Here is a 13,059-nt window from a genome sequence, read left to right as displayed (position 1 = left end):
AGGCTGCTCCGTTTGAAGATAATGGCATATTAATAATTTCCCATGCACTTAAAAAAATGATATCGTCCTTGCAAGTGGTGAATATCTGATTATTTAATAGTGCTCAATATGGGGAAGTATATGTCAGGAGTCTGGAATTGCATGCAAGACTGGAGTGGGTTGCCTGTTCAAAAAAAGAGTGCAAAAGGGAAATTATTATTGCTTTCTTCTTTGTGTCTGCTCAGCTTGAATGTCGGCGCAACATCATTTTCAATTTCTCCGCAACATCCGCGCATATTAACGACGCAACTTGCAATAGATAATTTGAAGAGTCGGTTACCCTTGGGTCCAGCGGTTTTTCCTGGCGCGGCTGGGAGCATCGCATTTGATTTTACTGCATCGAAAAGAAATCCGGCGGTGGATGCTGCCGAGCAGTTCATTTTTGGCGAAATGAATGTCAACAATGGTAAAAATGGCATATTCATACGGCATATTGATGGCGATACGCCGGGGATTTCCAGAATTCAGATTGGTATGCTGCAAAAAGCAATCGGTACGAGCCCTGCGCGTTACATCGCTTACAAGACGATCGAGATGCCAATCGGCGTGGCTACACGGATCGAGTTCAGCTGGAATAGCAGTACGAAAACCACCAGCCTGAAAATTGGTGATGTCAACGTGGCGATGGGATTGGAATGGCTGAGTGAGACATCCACAGGCAAGGTCGAATTTTCACCTGACCAGACCGCTTTTCAATTTCCGGGCAGGGTAAATGAACCTATCAGTAATTTCGTGTTGAAGGACGGCCAGGGAAATATCCTTGTCAGTTATCTAGGTAAACTCGATATGGAACTGGCCACCGCCTGGTTTGATTTGACACGGCTTGTCAAATCGGATGTGACATCGTTGAGTATGTGCCCAACCGCTGCCTCACCCTGGACGCAGCCGAAAGTGTGCAATACCGCCAGCGGACATCGCAATGGGATTGTCGAATCTGCGCAGCAATTGGCACTGGTGTATAAAATAACGAAAGATCCAGATTTTTATGCGGCGATATTAAATTATATCGACAAGTTACGTATCGTCCCCTTAAATGCTGGCGGCGACATGTCCATGGGCGGGCGTGTGATTGCACTGGGAATTCTGTATGACTGGCTATACACGGAGCTGGGCACCAGCGCTGTGCCGAATGATATTGCACAGGCCAGTTATCGGACGGCCATGGCTGCCACTATCCGCAATACCATTACGGCGCAGGCGGCACCCGGCGGCACCAATCTGCTAAGTGAAATTTGTGGCCAGCAAGGCATGGCAATCTCCTCGTTCGACTGCGCTGTCAAGCCCATCTTCAGTAACTGGAACCGCCATGCTTCGCCGTCCCAGCCATCCATCGCAACTGCTTATATGGCTGGCATGAATTTCAGCAGCGTATATGGTGCTGCTGTCGGCTTGCTGGCCATCGTCGGACCGGAGAATGACGACGTATTGCCGATGATAGAAACGGCGTATAGCCATTTTAACGAGGGTTTTCTGGCGGTGCGGCGCGATATCTCCATCGATGGCGGATACCACTCAGGATTTTCTTATAGTCTGACCGACTTGCCGTCCCGCCTGCTGCTGTGGAATACCGCTACGCAAAATGCAGGCGACATGGGGCAAGCTTCGCAATGGCTGCCAAAAACCATCTATCCGTACATCTATGGACAGCGTGACGATAAAAGTTATCCAGCCAGTGGCGACAATTTTGCCACATTGTCAAGTTTTCCCTTGGTGGGCAGCATTGCGCTATGGGCCGCTGCCCATGCAAGGGATGGCAATGCCTGGGATTATTACCAGAAACAGGTGCATGGCCAGCGCTATACGCCAAATCGCTACCCCTACATCCTGGAGCAATTGTTTTGGCCCGTCGATCAGGCAAGCTTGCATCAGCCTGTCGATCTGGATTTGTCGCGCCACTTCCGCCGTTCGGGGCAAGTGCTGATGCGCGACCGTTGGGCTTACCCGGACGCGACCTTGCTGGAGTTCAAGTCCACATCATTTATCACTGATAACCACCATCATTTGGATCAGAATAGCATTTCTCTCAATTACAAGGGGCCGTTGCTGGTCGATTCCGGCAGGTATGACAGCTATGGCAGCGCTCATTGGACCAATTACTATACGCGTAGCATTGCCCACAACACAATCATTGCGTTTGATGCCAATGAGCGCTTTCAGCGGGCTGGCAGCGGGACGAGCAAGGTGGACTTCAGCAATGACGGTGGACAATGGGTGGGCAGCGCGCGTGCGGCATACCCAACCCTGGAAGAAATCCAGCCTGGTGCGATGAACGCTCTGGGTGGCATTGTCAATTATGAATATGCCCCTGGCTATACTTATGCTCGCGGCAACGCGAGCAAAGCCTATGCTTCGTCCAAACTGGATCAGGCGAATGGATTCTTGCGCAGCGTCGTCTACCTGCCGGCGCCGGCGACCGGTTCCCTGCCCATTGTCCTGACTTTCGACAGTGTGCGTACAAATGCCGCACCCGCCACCTTCTTGCTGCATACGGTCAACGAACCCGCCACGGCAGTGGCGGCCACCGCACTTGGTAATGGGCAATACCGTTTTAATTATGCTGCCACCGATGCGCGTAGCATTACCATTCGCAATGGCGGCGGCATGCTGATTGCGCAAACCTTGCTGCCTGAGACGGCCGTAATTACCAAGGTTGGAGGACTGAACGCGGGTGGGCAATGCGACCAGATCAACGCCGATTCTGCCTTCGGACCTGGTACCTTATTACCTGGCGGGCCCACCGGTGATTGCCGTTACACAGTACGGGTTTTGCAGGCGGATAACAGCTATAAATGGCGCAATTATCCACCCAGGGCCGTGGCTGATGCCACCGATACCAGCGTCACGGGCGACATCGGCGCCTGGCGCCTGGAGGTACAGGCTTCGGGGAGCGTGCCTGCCGGAGCGGTTCAGTATTTCCTGCATGCCCTGCACGTGGCGGACAATGACTTGGGCAGCGGCAGTGCGGGCACTGGTTCGGCGCAGCGTCTGGTGGCAGACAGCCATACGGAAGCTGTGCTGATCGGTACGCAGACGGTGGTGGCGTTCAACCGCGACGCGGCGCCATCGGCACGCATGAGCTGGAATGCGCCGGCCTCGGCTGGCACCATCTTGGCGACCGGATTGTTGCCGAACACGGACTTTTTGTTGAGCCGGGTTGCGACGCCAGATGGGGAACAGCTGGTTTTGGCGCAGGCGCCGCCGGGTAGTGCAACTTACCGCAGTTCCGCCGAGGGTGTAGTCAATATCGGCATGTAGAATAGCGGTAGGCGGCGTGTGCCGCCTACCGGCTCCCGGCCATGCATTCTGCCGGGCACTGACGACCATTTTTTATTTAAATAAACGCATGAATCTTTCTTTGCAGAGCGCGTTCCTGGCCGCCTTGTCGGCCTTTTCTATTACGGCGGCCCAGGCCGCCACCATCTGCACGGCCATGGCCGACGCCAAAACAGGCACGGTCTTGCTGCAAGAGGGTAATTGCCTCGACAGAGTCACGCCCGCATCCACGTTCAAGATCGCGCTCAGCCTGATGGGCTATGACGCCGGCTTCCTCAAGGACGAGCACAAGCCCAGCCTGCCATATCGCCAGGGCTATGTGGACTGGGGCGGCGAGGCCTGGCGCCAGGATACGGACCCGTCGCGCTGGATGCAGTATTCCGTCGTCTGGTATTCGCAGCAGATCACGCAGGCGCTGGGCGCCGAGCGCTTCCAGAAATACGCGAAGGCTTTGCGCTATGGCAATGCGGACGTGTCGGGCGACAAGGGCAAGGACAATAGCCTGGAACGCTCGTGGATCAGCTCCTCGCTGAAGATTTCGCCGCTCGAGCAGCTGGGCTTCCTGCGCAAGCTGGTCAACGATCAATTGCCCGTGTCGAAACAGGCCATGGAGCAGACGCGGCGCCTGACGCGCCTGGCCGACGTGGACGGCTGGCAAGTGCATGGCAAGACGGGCGCTGCCTTCCCGCGCAAGGCCGACGGCAGCTTCGACGAAGCGCATGGCTACGGCTGGTTCGTGGGCTGGGCCAGCAAGGGCGAACGCAGCATCGTGTTCGCGCGCCTGGTGCAGGACGAGCAGAAGGGCCAGCAGTCGGCAGGCCTGCGCACGCGCGAAGCGATGCTGAAAGAATTGCCGGCCCTGCTGGAGCAGGCGCAGAAGTGACGGCCAGCATCGTTGCCGCCACCTTCATCGCTTCCGAAGGCGAGTATCTGGAAGCCGTCATCGAAGTGGGCGGCCAACGCCTGCACGTGATGGACGAGTTTGGCGGCGCGCAGATGGCCGCCGGCACGCAAGTCCAGCTCGAACTGTGGCCCATGCCCGGCGAGCTTGACGACTGGGACGCCATCTTCCGTGCCAACCCTGGCCGGGAGCAGGGCCTGCGCCGGCTTGACGGCTGGCGCTACCTGGCGCTGGGCGTCGTGACCCAGGTCGATCCCGTCATCTGCGATTGTGGCTTGCTGCAACTGGAAAACCCGTTTACGACGCATGATGCGCGCTGCGTGGGCGCGTATGTCGGCGTCACGGTGGCACGCCTCGATGCTTGCTTGGCGTAAATTCCGGCCCGCTTTGTTGCCCGCCCTATATACTTGCTGAAACGGATTTTCCGGCATCAGACAAGGTTACAGGCATGGCATCAGGCATGGAGCAGTTTCAGGAAAAAGCAAGGCAGGCATGGATGTGGACGCGCGCGCAGGCATTGCGGGTGGGAAGCGCGGCGTGGATGAGGGCGGTGGCGTTGTATCGGCGTGGTCACGCGCACTTGATGATCTTGCCGCCCGTGCGGCGCGCGCTGGTGCTGGGGCTCTGGTCTTTCCTGGCCGTGCTGGCGCTGCTGACCTTGTACATGCTGCTGCTGATCCCCCTGACGCCGAGCATCCACGACTTGCGCCAGGCGCGCGCGGCCGCGCCGAGCGCCATGGTCAGCGCCGACGGCAAGGAACTGGCCCGCTTCGACCAGGGCTTGCAGGAACGGGTCACGTTAAAACAGATTTCGCCGAACGTGATCAGCGCCTTGATCTCGACGGAAGACCACCGTTTCTACGACCACCACGGCGTCGATTTCACGCGCACGGCGGGCGCCATCCTGCACACGGCGAGCGGCAACCCCCAGGGCGGTTCCACCATCACGCAGCAGCTGGCGCGCAATATGTTCCCCGAAGAAATCGGCCGCTCGCGCAACCTGAACCGCAAGCTGAAGGAGCTGATCACGGCCCTCAAGATCGAGGCCACCTACAGCAAGACGGAAATCCTCGAAGCGTATTTGAATACGGTGCCTTTTCTGTACAACACCTACGGCATCGAGATGGCGGCCCGCACCTATTTCGACAAACCCGCTTCGCGCCTCGATATCCTCGAAAGCGCCACCCTGGTCGGTATGCTCAAGGGCACGAATTACTACAATCCTGTCGGCAATCCAGAACGCTCGCTGCAGCGCCGCAACGTGGTGCTGGGGCAAATGCGCAAGCACGACGTCATCGACGAGGCGCGCTACAAGCAGCTGGTGAAACGGCCGCTGCGCCTGCATTTCGAGCGCCAGAGCGAGCGGGCGCAATCGGACAGCCACTTCACGGCCTACGTGCGCAAGTGGCTGATCGAGTGGGCTGACGAAAACGATTACAACCTGGAACTCGATGCCCTCGTGGTGCACACCACGCTCGATTACGATTTGCAGCAGGCGGCCGAGCGCGCCGTTGAGCGCCAGGCAAATGCCTTGCAGGCGATCGCCGACGTGGAATGGAGCCGCGCCGGCGTGCCGTCGTCCACCTCGACGGGCATGTACGCGGGTATGCAGGGCGGTAGCGTGGCGTTTGATTATTTCTGGAAATCGCATCCTGGCTTGCTCGACAGCTTCGTGCGCGAATCGGGCGACTACCGCAAGCTGACGGCAGCCGGCGGCACGCCCGAGGCGGCGCTGGCGCAGCTGAAGGGCGACCGCGCCTTCATGGCAGCCCTGCGCAAGTCGAAGACGCGGCTGGAAGCGGGCTTTACGGCCATGGACCCGGCCACGGGCGCCGTGCGCGCCTGGGTGGGCAGCCGCGACTTTGCGCGCGAACAGTTCGACCACGTGTCGCAGGCGGCGCGCCAGCCCGGCTCCACCTTCAAACCCATCGTGTACGGTGCGGCGCTGGAAAAGGGCTTGAGCCCCGAGCACGTCTATCGCGATGAAGTGATGGATATCAAGGCGGCCGATGGCACGAAATGGCGTCCGACGGACATGAGCGGCACGACGGGGCGCGACATGACCATGCGCGACGGCCTCGTCTACTCGAAAAACACGATCACGGCGCAAGTGATGCAGGACGTCGGCTTGCCGCCGATCATCAAGCTGGCGCGCGCGCTCGGTATCCGCGACAGCAAGCTGGAAAAAGTGCCGTCCTTGGCGCTGGGCACCAGTCCCGTCACCTTGCTGGAAATGGTCAACGCCTACGCCAGCATCGCGGCCCAGGGCGAAGCGCGCCTGCCGTTTGTCGTCACGCATATCACGGACCGCGAAGGCAAGGTCATCGCCCGTTTCGGCGAAGACAAGCCCAAGCGCGCCATGCAGGCCGAATCGGCGGCCACCCTGACGGACATGATGCGCGGCGTCATCGACCGCGGCACGGGCACGGCCATCCGCAGCCGTTTCGGCATCCGCTCCGACGTGGCCGGCAAGAGCGGCACGACGCAAAACAATGCGGACGGCTGGTTCATTCTGATGCACCCGGAACTGGTGGGCGGCGCCTGGGTCGGATTCAACGACGCGCGCGTCACCATGCGCAGCAATTACTGGGGCCAGGGCGGCCACAACGCCGTGCTGGTGGTGGGCGACTTCTTCAAGACGGCGCTCGACACAGGAAAACTGTCGCGCGACGCGATCTTCCCCGGCGGCAAGCCGCCACCGCCGCTGCGCCACGTGGAACCGGTCGAGGAACCACAGGATGAACCGGTGGAAGAGCCCGGAGATTTGCTGCAAGAGGGCGCGCCGCCGGCGCCGCTGGCCATGCCGGCCGAAGGCGATGGCGGGCAGGAATCGCATGGCAAGGCGGTGCCGGAGCCTGCTCCTGCTCCTGCGCCCGCGCCAGCTCCCGTACCGCAGCCGGTGCCGGCACCGCAGGGATAAACGCCGCCGCCATGGCGAATGCAACCGTTGCAAAGAATGACCATGACCTCACCGAAGCCCACGCTGCGCCTGATACTCGGTGACCAGCTCAATGCCCAGCACCGCTGGTTCACCGAAGTCGATGACGCCACCATTTATGTCTTGATGGAAGTGCGGCAGGAAACCGATTATGTGCTGCACCATGCGCAGAAAATCCTGGCGATCTTCGCTGCCATGCGCGAACTGGCGCGCCAGTTGCGCCAGCGCGGCCACACGGTGCATTACATCGCCATCGACGAGGTGGCGAGCACGCGCTCGATACCGGAGAATATCGAAGCGCTGATTCTTCGCTATGACGCTTGCGCCTTCGAATACCAGGCGCCAGACGAGTGGCGCCTTGACCAGCAGTTGTACCAGGCCGGGCGCCGCTCGCGCATTCCATGGCGGATGGTCGACAGCGACCATTTCTACACGGCCCGCCACGAGGCAGCCGATATTTTCGCCGGACGCAAGCAATGGCTGATGGAGTTCTTCTACCGCCAGATGCGCAGCGCGCATCAAGTCCTGATGGAGGACGCGAAAAAGCCCATGGGCGGGCAGTGGAACTTCGATCACGATAACCGCAAGCCCTGGCGCGGCACGCCCGCCGAGCCGCCAGACCCGCGCACCGTGCATGACCATTCTCGGCTATGGGAAAGCATCGTCGCGGCCGGCGTGAAAAGCTTCGGCGCGCCGCGTGCGGACCGCCTGGCGTGGGCGCTGAACCGGGATGAGGCGCTGCAGCAGCTCGATGCCTTCATCGAGCGGGCCTTGCCGCATTTTGGCGACTTCCAGGATGCGATGAGCGTCAAGGCGTGGCGCTTGTTTCATTCCCTGCTGTCGTTCGCGCTGAACGTGAAAATGCTTAATCCGCGCGAAGTCGTCGCCAGGGCGCAAGCGGCTTATCACGCCGGCCATGCCCCCTTGGCTGCGGTCGAGGGCTTTATACGTCAGATCCTGGGTTGGCGCGAATATGTGCGCGGTGTGTATTGGGCCCAGATGCCGGGGTATGCCGAAAAGAATTTCTTTGGCCATGCGCGCCCGCTGCCGTCATGGTTCTGGGATGGCAAGACGAAGATGCATTGCCTGTCGCGGGCGATTACCCAGTCGCTGGAACAGGCGCACGCGCATCACATCCAGCGCCTGATGGTGATCGGCAATTTCTCGCTGCTGGCCGGCCTCGATCCGGCCAAGGTGCATGGCTGGTACCTGGGCATTTATATCGATGCCTTCGAATGGGTGGAACTGCCCAACACCGCCGGCATGAGCCAGTTCGCCGATGGCGGGCTGCTGGCCACCAAGCCGTATGTCTCGAGCGCCGCGTATATCGACCGCATGAGCGACTATTGCAAAGGCTGCCATTACGATAAAAAGGCGCGCATCGGCGAGCGCGCCTGTCCCTTCAATGCCCTGTACTGGGATTTTTTCCATCGCAACGCGGACACATTGGAGCGCAATCCCCGCATAGGCATGGCGTATCGCCAGCTGGAGAAAATGGACGAGGCGACAATCGCGGCTTTCCGGCAGCAGGCTGCCACGATGCTGGCCAGGCTCGATTCCCTGTAACGCCAGGCAATATGGCCCGCGACCTGCTCGGAGGGTATTGCGCCCGACCCCGCTTTCAGCAGGGTGGCATGAAGAAACTGTAGCAGAGAAGGTGGCAAAAACTGCCGCGTGGCGCCGGCAGCCTGGCTACCATTTGGGTTGACGTGACCAGCGCAGCACTGTGGCAAGCCTGATTCTCACCGTATACTCATCTCCCGTTTCATGCTCCAGCCACAGGATGCCGTCTTCGATGCTGATCCAGGCATCGACTATTCGGGTGTCGAACGGCATCGCCGTATCTTTGATGTCAATCTTCATTCGTCCAGACTCCACATTGAGCGACCTCAATACCCGCGTCGTTCGCTGCGTAAACTCGATGACGTATGAAGTGCTTGTTTTTTTACTCATCAGGAATGCTCACCCAAAATGCTTTGAATATTTTTTTAATATTACTACATAAACATTTATCCTTGCGCACGAAGGCGAACACGTCAATAAGCTATCAATAGAAAATTTCTATAAGGAAACATTAATTACCTCAATAGATTTAATCAAGTCTGGAACAGTGTTATTTTTACGTGCATAAAAAACATTTCGTGGTTAATTATTTCTTGAGGGAATATAGATTTATTTTTTTATAATATTAAATATCTTGTATTGCATGTATTGATATAAATCAATGTTCTTTTGGGTGTTAGCTTGAGGATATATTCTTGCTGCTAGGATATGAGATCAACTTTGGCTACAGTGAGTGATACATGTCCGATGGAAATGAAAATTTCTCATTAGAAATTAATTGTGTGAATACTGCATCGGCATTTCATGCGCTGTATATCAGATATCGTATCCGCATAAGAAATTTGGTAAGTCAGTCCATTCCTCGCGAGGAAGATATTGATGACATGGTTCAGCTTATATTTTTCAATGTTTTTCTATGGTTTAAAAGAGGTTGTGGGTGTTCGATGTTTTATCCAAAGTTATATTCAATGGCCATGCGCTGTATAAGGTCTGATTATCGTGGTGACGGGGAAATTAAATCAAGTTCGCTTGATTTAATTGATGATACGGATTATTCCATTGGTGCATTGAAAATGGTTCATGAAGATAGTCCGGAAGAGATATGCAGTGCAATGGAAACGGGGATGGAAATTATTCGATTAATCGCCAATTTGCCGGCGCCCTTGAAAAAGGCATTATTGTTGCGCGAGGATGAAGGTATGCGCTATGACGAGATTGCAATAAGGATGGGATGCCCGATGGGAACTGTGCGAAGCCGTATTCACAGAGTAAGGGCAGAGATACGTAAGATACTGGAAAAAGATCAATGAGGGGGGCTGCCGAACTACGGTAGTCCCGAAGCGGGAGGTTACGGTGCCTGTTCCATACTTGACATGAATTTACATGGTAAATAAAAATTACATCGGTGGCCTCGTGCAGTTGGAGCTTGATCATCCCAGGCGGATCGACGCATTGACCGCACAAAAAATAGATGTGGCGATTATCTTCCAAGAAATGCTTGGCACCGCTGTGGCGGCAAAATACTTGCACACAAATGGCGTGTCGCTAGCTGTCGCATTGCGCGTATTGGTATGCGAGCGCAGAAAAGATCCATCGCCGCCAAAAATGATCGGAATTGAAAAACGCTAGGTCCATCGTCGGCCGACCAGGCCCATTGCGGGCCAGACCGTATCGCGTCTCAAGCCCGCCCAGGCGCGCCATCACGGCGCCGTCAAATCCTGGCGCTGGAATTCGATGCGGTTTTCCTGGTAGTCCCACTTGGTGTAAGGGCCGAACACGCGCCGGTTTTCCTTGCTGTCGGCATTCGACAGTTCGCGCTTCATGCGCCGCACGAGGGCGGGGTCCGTGAGCGGCGCGGTGGTGGCGGCGAATACGTCATGCCGCACGCTCTGTTTCGCGTCGGCGCCGCGCGAAATGATGGTGAGTTTGCGCGAGGCGGGATCGAAGTACAGGCGCATGGCGAAGGTGTTCATGTCCTGCAGATACAGGCCGTCGTCGCGTTGCTGGGCATAGAAATAATCGCCGCAGACGGCCTTCGGTTCGCGTTTCCACTCGCAGGACAGGACGATCATCAGATGCCGCTCATCGAGTTGCTTGACCAAAATGCGTCCCTTGGAATAGCCCCAGGTGCTGGCCGGCACGGTTGCCGACGAGGCAAGATTGTATTCGCCCACCAGCTTGGTCAAAGGAAGGGGAGCTTGCGCCGAAGCGCTGATGCAGAGGGTCAAGGCGGCAGCCGCTGCGGCGCCGCGTATGCAGGAAAATGGAGTCATGATGGCCATAAAGAAAAGTTGCCATATTATAGATGGCAACTTTCTAATACGGCCACGCGCTAGCGCGGCGCGCCGGCCTTACTTCAGCTTGCTCAATTCCGCGATGTCGATCTTGACGACCTTGTCGCCCACGGCGGCGACCAGCGTCTTGAAGTGCGGCGTCGCTTCATGCGCCGTGTGGCCTGCCTTGTCGGCCCATTCTTCCAGCATGATGAAGCGCGTGGGAATCTTGTTGTCGAGATGCAGTTCGTAGCGCAGGCAGGCGCTTTCCGCGCGGCTCGGTGCTACGACGGCTTCCAGGGCGGCGCGCACGGCGTCGATATGTTGGGCTTGGGCATCGATGGTGGCGACGATGATCAGGGTCATGGTGGTCCTTGTGGTTGGGGTTCCGGCAGCTTAGCGTATCTGGCGCTTCCTTGCCGGCCGGTTACCATGGGGCTGCGCCGCAACAGCGTGCGGCGCAGTTGGCATTTCTCAGGCCGCTTGCAGCGCGCCGATCTGCTCGAAAGCGCCCGTCAATGCCTGCGCCCTGGCCGCATCGCTGACCTTGACGCCTTCGGCGCGCACGATCTCGATCTGCGTGATGCCGAGGAAACCGAGGAAGGCGCGCAGATGGCTTTCCTGGTGCTCCAGGCTGGCCATCGGCGTGTCGGCGCCGTAGTAGCCGCCGCGCGTCGAGGCGATGATCACGCGCTTGCTGCCCAGCAAACCTTCGGGACCGTTGGCACCATACTGGAAGGTCTTGCCTGGCACGGCCAGCGCGTCGAGCCACGACTTGAGCTGGCTGGGGATGGCGAAGTTGTACATGGGCGCGCCGATGACGATGACGTCGGCGGCCAGCACTTGCTCGAGCGCGCCGGCCAGCGCCGCGCCGTCGGCGTCGCTGGGCGCGGTCGTAAATTGCGGCAACGGTTGCGCAGCCAGGTCGCGGTAGTGGACGGTGGCGCCAGGCGCGGCCGCTTGCAGGCGGGCGGCGATGGCGGCGGACAACTGGCGGCTGATGGAATGCTCGCCGAGGATACTCGAATCGATATGCAGGATGTTCATATGGGCCTTCTTGGGTGGTATGATCGGGTGGTATGTTTTTGTAACCGAGGTAAATATAGTGACTATCAAATGAACGCACAAGAAGGCACTTTTTCCACACTGAGGCACACGGATGTGACTATTGGCGACGCCGCCGCGCAAGGGGCGGAGCTGGAACGGCGCATGCGCGACGAGGGCGGCCATGCGGGCGTGGCCGCTTCCTGCCGCCCGATCACGGACATCCTCACGCGCGTGGGCGACAAATGGAGCGTGATGGTGGTGATCTTGCTGGGCAATGGCACCAAGCGCTTCAACGAAATGCGCCGCCTGATCGGCGGCATTTCGCAGCGCATGCTGACGTTGACCTTGCGCGGGCTCGAGCGCGATGGCCTCGTGACGCGCACCGTGTTTCCCACCGTGCCGCCGCGCGTCGACTACGCGCTGACGGACCTGGGACGTTCGCTGCTGATACCCATCAGCGCGCTGGGCGCCTGGGCGCATGGCCACCGCGATGCCATCGATGCGGCGCGGCTGGCGTTCGATGCCAGGGCCGATGCGAACGCGGCGCAGGACAGTTAAGCCAGTTCGATGACTGCCAGCATGTCGTTGCCATCGGCATCCATGCCTTTTTCCACGAAGCCCATGCTGGCATAGAATTTTTGAGCGTTGGCATTGCCTGGCTTGTAGCAAATCTCGATGCTGCGCGCATCCGGTCGGGCGCGGATTTCCGCCAGCGCCAGGGCGAGCGCAGCCCTCCCATGGCCTTGTCCCTGGCGCCGGTGGTCGACCATGAAGCGCCAGATCTGATAGTGGCCGGGCGGATCTTCGTCGTCAGGCGAGACGAACATCAGGAAACCGATCACCTCCTCGGCGCAATACACGGCGCGCGTATGCATGGTGGCGGGGTAAAAGCAGGCCTGCGCGATGGAATAGTCGTTGCTGGCCAGATAGTCGCGCTGCTGGGGCAGCAGGGGCAGTTCGCTGATGATGTCGAAATTGTCGGCCGTGACGGCGCGCAGGCTGATGGTCATGTTCAAAGGCAATGA

13 protein-coding genes are annotated in these 13,059 nt (G+C 58.4%); 8 read left to right on the top strand and 5 right to left on the bottom strand.

Annotation, left to right across the window (positions count from 1 at the left end):
• Positions 1–141: 141 nt before the first annotated feature.
• The 5 genes from AC54AG_RS08405 to AC54AG_RS08385 all read left to right on the top strand — a co-directional run bounded on the left by AC54AG_RS08405 (position 142) and on the right by AC54AG_RS08385 (position 8,717).
• Positions 142–3,294, top strand: a complete 3,153-nt coding sequence (locus AC54AG_RS08405; protein ID WP_496630012.1) for a heparinase II/III domain-containing protein — start codon at positions 142–144, stop codon at positions 3,292–3,294.
• An 88-nt stretch (positions 3,295–3,382) separates the two neighbouring features.
• Entirely contained in the window at positions 3,383–4,195 is an 813-nt protein-coding gene (gene blaOXA / locus AC54AG_RS08400) for a class D beta-lactamase (RefSeq protein ID WP_070302701.1), read from the top strand.
• Positions 4,192–4,587, top strand: coding sequence for a hypothetical protein (locus tag AC54AG_RS08395; protein WP_083292648.1), 396 nt, complete (start codon positions 4,192–4,194; stop codon positions 4,585–4,587). The genes blaOXA and AC54AG_RS08395 overlap by 4 nt, the downstream gene beginning before the upstream one ends.
• Positions 4,588–4,661: 74 nt before the next feature.
• Complete coding sequence (locus AC54AG_RS08390) at positions 4,662–7,133, top strand: penicillin-binding protein 1A (RefSeq protein ID WP_496630010.1); 2,472 nt, start codon at positions 4,662–4,664, stop codon at positions 7,131–7,133.
• A gap of 42 nt (positions 7,134–7,175) precedes the next feature.
• On the top strand, positions 7,176–8,717 hold the full coding sequence (locus tag AC54AG_RS08385; protein ID WP_496630009.1) for a cryptochrome/photolyase family protein: 1,542 nt from the start codon (positions 7,176–7,178) through the stop codon (positions 8,715–8,717).
• 126 nt (positions 8,718–8,843) lie between these two features.
• Here AC54AG_RS08385 and AC54AG_RS08380 read toward each other — a convergent pair whose 3' ends face one another.
• Complete coding sequence (locus AC54AG_RS08380; RefSeq protein ID WP_161781518.1) at positions 8,844–9,014, bottom strand: hypothetical protein; 171 nt, start codon at positions 9,012–9,014, stop codon at positions 8,844–8,846.
• A 440-nt stretch (positions 9,015–9,454) separates the two neighbouring features.
• On the opposite strand from AC54AG_RS08380, the gene AC54AG_RS08375 reads away from it, so the two are divergent.
• Both AC54AG_RS08375 and AC54AG_RS08370 read left to right on the top strand, forming a co-directional pair.
• On the top strand, positions 9,455–10,024 hold the full coding sequence (locus AC54AG_RS08375; protein ID WP_331776411.1) for a sigma-70 family RNA polymerase sigma factor: 570 nt from the start codon (positions 9,455–9,457) through the stop codon (positions 10,022–10,024).
• 73 nt (positions 10,025–10,097) lie between these two features.
• Positions 10,098–10,343: a hypothetical protein gene (locus AC54AG_RS08370; protein WP_070302697.1), complete on the top strand. Its 246-nt coding sequence runs from the start codon at positions 10,098–10,100 to the stop codon at positions 10,341–10,343.
• A gap of 71 nt (positions 10,344–10,414) precedes the next feature.
• Here AC54AG_RS08370 and AC54AG_RS08365 read toward each other — a convergent pair whose 3' ends face one another.
• The 3 genes from AC54AG_RS08365 to AC54AG_RS08355 all read right to left on the bottom strand — a co-directional run bounded on the left by AC54AG_RS08365 (position 10,415) and on the right by AC54AG_RS08355 (position 12,034).
• A complete protein-coding gene (locus AC54AG_RS08365; RefSeq protein ID WP_070302807.1) occupies positions 10,415–10,987 on the bottom strand; it encodes a hypothetical protein in 573 nt (190 codons plus the stop codon).
• Positions 10,988–11,065: 78 nt separating this feature from the next.
• The gene (locus AC54AG_RS08360; protein WP_490491349.1) at positions 11,066–11,353 is read right to left on the bottom strand and encodes an antibiotic biosynthesis monooxygenase; all 288 of its coding nucleotides are present in this window, start codon (positions 11,351–11,353) and stop codon (positions 11,066–11,068) included.
• 108 nt (positions 11,354–11,461) lie between these two features.
• On the bottom strand, positions 11,462–12,034 hold the full coding sequence (locus AC54AG_RS08355; protein WP_496630008.1) for an FMN-dependent NADH-azoreductase: 573 nt from the start codon (positions 12,032–12,034) through the stop codon (positions 11,462–11,464).
• Positions 12,035–12,196: 162 nt separating this feature from the next.
• On the opposite strand from AC54AG_RS08355, the gene AC54AG_RS08350 reads away from it, so the two are divergent.
• A complete protein-coding gene (locus AC54AG_RS08350; RefSeq protein ID WP_128143357.1) occupies positions 12,197–12,592 on the top strand; it encodes a winged helix-turn-helix transcriptional regulator in 396 nt (131 codons plus the stop codon).
• Here AC54AG_RS08350 and AC54AG_RS08345 read toward each other — a convergent pair.
• Positions 12,589–13,044 carry a GNAT family N-acetyltransferase gene (locus AC54AG_RS08345; RefSeq protein WP_496630007.1) on the bottom strand — a complete coding sequence of 152 codons (456 nt, stop codon included), beginning with the start codon at positions 13,042–13,044 and terminating at the stop codon, positions 12,589–12,591. The two genes, AC54AG_RS08350 and AC54AG_RS08345, sit on opposite strands and share 4 nt — an antisense overlap.
• Between the last annotated feature and the right edge of the window lie 15 nt (positions 13,045–13,059).

The organism is Janthinobacterium sp. BCJ23, from assembly GCF_059617945.1.
This window is presented reverse-complemented; position numbering and strand designations above follow the sequence as displayed.

What these genes read in the sequence shown, in the direction of transcription:
- AC54AG_RS08375 (WP_331776411.1), top strand. Translation starts at nt 9,455, where the DNA reads ATGTCCGATGGAAATGAAAATTTCTCATTAGAAATTAATTGTGTGAAT.
- AC54AG_RS08365 (WP_070302807.1), bottom strand. Translation starts at nt 10,987, where the DNA reads ATGACTCCATTTTCCTGCATACGCGGCGCCGCAGCGGCTGCCGCCTTG.
- blaOXA (WP_070302701.1), top strand. Translation starts at nt 3,383, where the DNA reads ATGAATCTTTCTTTGCAGAGCGCGTTCCTGGCCGCCTTGTCGGCCTTT.
- AC54AG_RS08355 (WP_496630008.1), bottom strand. Translation starts at nt 12,034, where the DNA reads ATGAACATCCTGCATATCGATTCGAGTATCCTCGGCGAGCATTCCATC.
- AC54AG_RS08405 (WP_496630012.1), top strand. Translation starts at nt 142, where the DNA reads ATGCAAGACTGGAGTGGGTTGCCTGTTCAAAAAAAGAGTGCAAAAGGG.
- AC54AG_RS08370 (WP_070302697.1), top strand. Translation starts at nt 10,098, where the DNA reads ATGGTAAATAAAAATTACATCGGTGGCCTCGTGCAGTTGGAGCTTGAT.
- AC54AG_RS08380 (WP_161781518.1), bottom strand. Translation starts at nt 9,014, where the DNA reads ATGAAGATTGACATCAAAGATACGGCGATGCCGTTCGACACCCGAATA.
- AC54AG_RS08360 (WP_490491349.1), bottom strand. Translation starts at nt 11,353, where the DNA reads ATGACCCTGATCATCGTCGCCACCATCGATGCCCAAGCCCAACATATC.
- AC54AG_RS08350 (WP_128143357.1), top strand. Translation starts at nt 12,197, where the DNA reads ATGCGCGACGAGGGCGGCCATGCGGGCGTGGCCGCTTCCTGCCGCCCG.
- AC54AG_RS08345 (WP_496630007.1), bottom strand. Translation starts at nt 13,044, where the DNA reads ATGACCATCAGCCTGCGCGCCGTCACGGCCGACAATTTCGACATCATC.
- AC54AG_RS08385 (WP_496630009.1), top strand. Translation starts at nt 7,176, where the DNA reads ATGACCTCACCGAAGCCCACGCTGCGCCTGATACTCGGTGACCAGCTC.
- AC54AG_RS08390 (WP_496630010.1), top strand. Translation starts at nt 4,662, where the DNA reads ATGGCATCAGGCATGGAGCAGTTTCAGGAAAAAGCAAGGCAGGCATGG.